This is a genomic window from Nitrosomonas sp., assembly GCF_040256045.1.
GTDB lineage: Bacteria > Pseudomonadota > Gammaproteobacteria > Burkholderiales > Nitrosomonadaceae > Nitrosomonas.
Genome location: NZ_JBDZWD010000095.1, coordinates 1 through 3,024, shown reverse-complemented (window position 1 = coordinate 3,024; position 3,024 = coordinate 1). Strand labels below are relative to the sequence as shown.

Sequence of the window (3,024 nt, the reverse complement as noted above, 5' to 3'; positions counted from 1 at the left end):
GTCAAGATGTGGACCCGCTCCTTGGGATTACACTGGACGCCCGTTTTTAAACCGAGACGAATTCTATCCATCCAATCGCATCGGCAGTGCCATCCTAAAGGCAGTCAAAAGATAATAAAAATTTGAAATTCTTATTCGTAACATAATAATAAATTATGTTTTGCTCAGATAGTGTAGTCATGAGATTAAGAGTATGAGATTCTTTTAAGAAACAAAAGGATTTCAAATGACACAATCACATCGCAGGTATGATATCTCGGATAAGATATGGGCGTTGCTTGAGGAGCATCTGCCGGATCGCGAAGGAGCTTGGGGAGGGATAGCCACAGATAATCGTCAGTTTATCAATGCTGTTTTCTGGATTATACGAACAGGAGCCCCATGGAGGGATTTACCGCCGGACTACGGGGGTTGGAGCAATACCCACCGCCGCTTTATTCGCTGGCGTGACAAGGGTATCTGGGAAAAATTGCTGGAAATTCTGATTGATGACCCGGATTATGAATGGCTGATGATCGATGCCAGCCACCGCAAGGTTCACCCACATGCCAGCGGGGCCAGAGGTGGCAATTCGGATATGAGCCGGACAAAAGGGGGCTCAACACCCAAATACATCTGACCGTGGATTCGCATGGTATGCCGGTCAGAATCTTTGTTACACAAGGTACCACTGCTTTATGATAATGGACTGTATAAACTGAGAGCCTGTTCACGATCTTTTAAGCAAGAGTGCCAGGAATGCGAGGTGGATGAATTGCAGACTGGTGTTGAGTTTTCGTTCGCAGTTTTTCAGAGTCTGCGGCATTTCTCAATCCATGCGAATGATCGCTCAACGGCCCAGCGCTGAGGCATCACTGCAAAAGGGTGCAACTCACTGCGCTTGGCAATTTGAAGCTTGGCCCCAAGCAATTCTTTAACGGCCTGGGCAAATGGTTGACCGCTATATCCACCTTCAACCAGGATGCTCTGGACGGTTTGTAAATTAGCCGTACAGCGGCCCAAAGCCAGCAATGCTCCCTTGCGGTCAGTCACATCAGCAGTCATAACAGCAATAGTATGAGGAAAACCTTGAGTATCGACGGCGCAATATGGCGCTTGATTCCCGATACCTTCTTACCGGCATCGTAACCTTTCTCCCTCGCACTATCGGTATTCTTGACACTCTGCGCGTCGACGATCAAAAAGCTCGTCGAGGATCTGCGCCCCTGTTTTGTGCGGGCCTCGCCAACCACATTTTTTTAAAGCCCGCTCCAGAACATTCATCCCGTCTGGAGCAGGCTCGCTCCGCTTGGCGAAGCAGGCGTGTATCGTTCGCCATTTCGGAAACTCACTCGGCAGCATCCGCTACTGGCAACCGCTTTTCAGCAGATACAGCACACCGCAGAATACTTCGTATAAATCAACCGTCCGCGGCTTCGTTTGCTTGCGCACATTTTCCAGCACAGGTCTGATCTCTTCAAATGCCTCCTTGCCGACGTCACTGGAGTAGATCTTTCTTATACCCCCAGTCTACGACATGCAATTAATCGTGAACAGCCTCTCAGTAGTATCGATGAAGCATGTCGGCTTTATCCATCTTTACAGTGCCATCGCGCCAGAGCTGAGCTACCCTGCTTCGCTCAACGGGATTCCCAGTGCCCTGGCAACCCCTTCACCATAAGCCCGATCCGCTTTCAGACAATTAGCAATATGCCGAGCCTGAATTTCCCGCGGTGCTTCACCAATCGAACGTGCAGTATTGTCGAACAGTATCTGCTGCTGCGCGGGATTCATGAGCCGGAACAGATTACCCGGCTGGGTATAGTAGTCTTCATCCTCACGATGATTCCAGTGAGCAGCGGCGCCCTCCAGTGCCAAAGCCGGTTCTGCATATTCAGGCTGCTGCTCCCACTCCTGATAACCGTTCGGCTCATATCCCATGGTACTGCCATGATTGCCATCGACGCGCATGGCACCGTCACGGTGATAATGATGGAAAGGACAGCGAGATGCATTGACTGGAATCTGATAGTGATTGACACCCAAACGGTAACGCTGTGCATCACCATAGGAAAACAGCCGTCCCTGCAGCATTTTGTCCGGTGAAAAACCGATTCCCGGAATGACATTGGCCGGGTTGAACGCGGCCTGTTCGACTTCGGCAAAATAATTATCCGGATTACGATTCAGCTCCATCACGCCGACTTCGATCAGCGGATAATCACCGTGCGGCCAGACCTTGGTCAAATCGAACGGATTATAAGGAAGACTGGCTGCATCGGTTTCCGGCATGATCTGCACAAATAATGTCCAGCGCGGGAATCCACCATTTTCAATGCTTTCGTACAAGTCACGCTGATGACTTTCCCGATCCTTGCCGACCAGCGCTTCCGCCTCGGCATCGGTCAGGTTTTTGATACCCTGCTGTGTTCTGAAATGAAATTTCACCCAGTAACGTTCCTGCTGAGCATTGATAAAACTGAAAGTATGGCTGCCGAAACCGTGCATATGCCGATATGTCGCAGGCAAACCGCGATCACTCATAACAATCGTGACCTGATGTAGGGCTTCAGGAAGTAGCGTCCAGAAATCCCAATTGTTGCGTGCACTGCGCAAATTGGTTCGTGGATCGCGCTTGACGGCATGGTTGAGATCCGGAAACTTCAAGGGATCACGCAGAAAAAATACTGGCGTGTTGTTGCCAACCAAATCCCAGTTACCTTCTTCGGTATAAAACTTGATGGCAAAACCGCGAATGTCACGCTCTGCGTCGGCAGCGCCCCGTTCTCCCGCTACCGTAGAAAAACGAACGAACAGATCAGTTTTCTTCCCAATCTGAGAAAAAATCTTTGCCCGCGTGTAACGAGTGATATCGTGCGTCACCGTAAAGGTACCGTAGGCCCCGGATCCCTTGGCATGCATCCGGCGTTCCGGGATCACTTCACGGTCGAAATGCGCAAGCTTCTCAAGAAACCAGATATCCTGTAATAACATCGGACCGCGCGGGCCGGCCGTCATGACATTCTGGTTATCCGGCACTGGTGC

1 protein-coding gene and 2 pseudogenes are annotated in these 3,024 nt (G+C 50.4%); 1 reads left to right on the top strand and 2 read right to left on the bottom strand.

What is annotated here, in order from left to right; genetic code table 11:
* Positions 1–226 precede the first annotated feature (226 nt).
* Positions 227–675, top strand: a pseudogene (locus tag ABUL11_RS11175) (IS5 family transposase); the annotation flags it as partial.
* 34 nt (positions 676–709) lie between these two features.
* Here the strand turns inward: ABUL11_RS11175 and ABUL11_RS11170 are convergent.
* Together ABUL11_RS11170 and ABUL11_RS11165 are read right to left on the bottom strand one after the other, a co-directional pair.
* Positions 710–1,500 (bottom strand): annotated as a pseudogene (locus ABUL11_RS11170) (IS5 family transposase).
* Positions 1,501–1,605: 105 nt separating this feature from the next.
* Positions 1,606–3,024 (bottom strand): catalase (locus tag ABUL11_RS11165; RefSeq protein WP_350283928.1); only part of this gene is annotated, 1,419 nt, incomplete at its 5' end.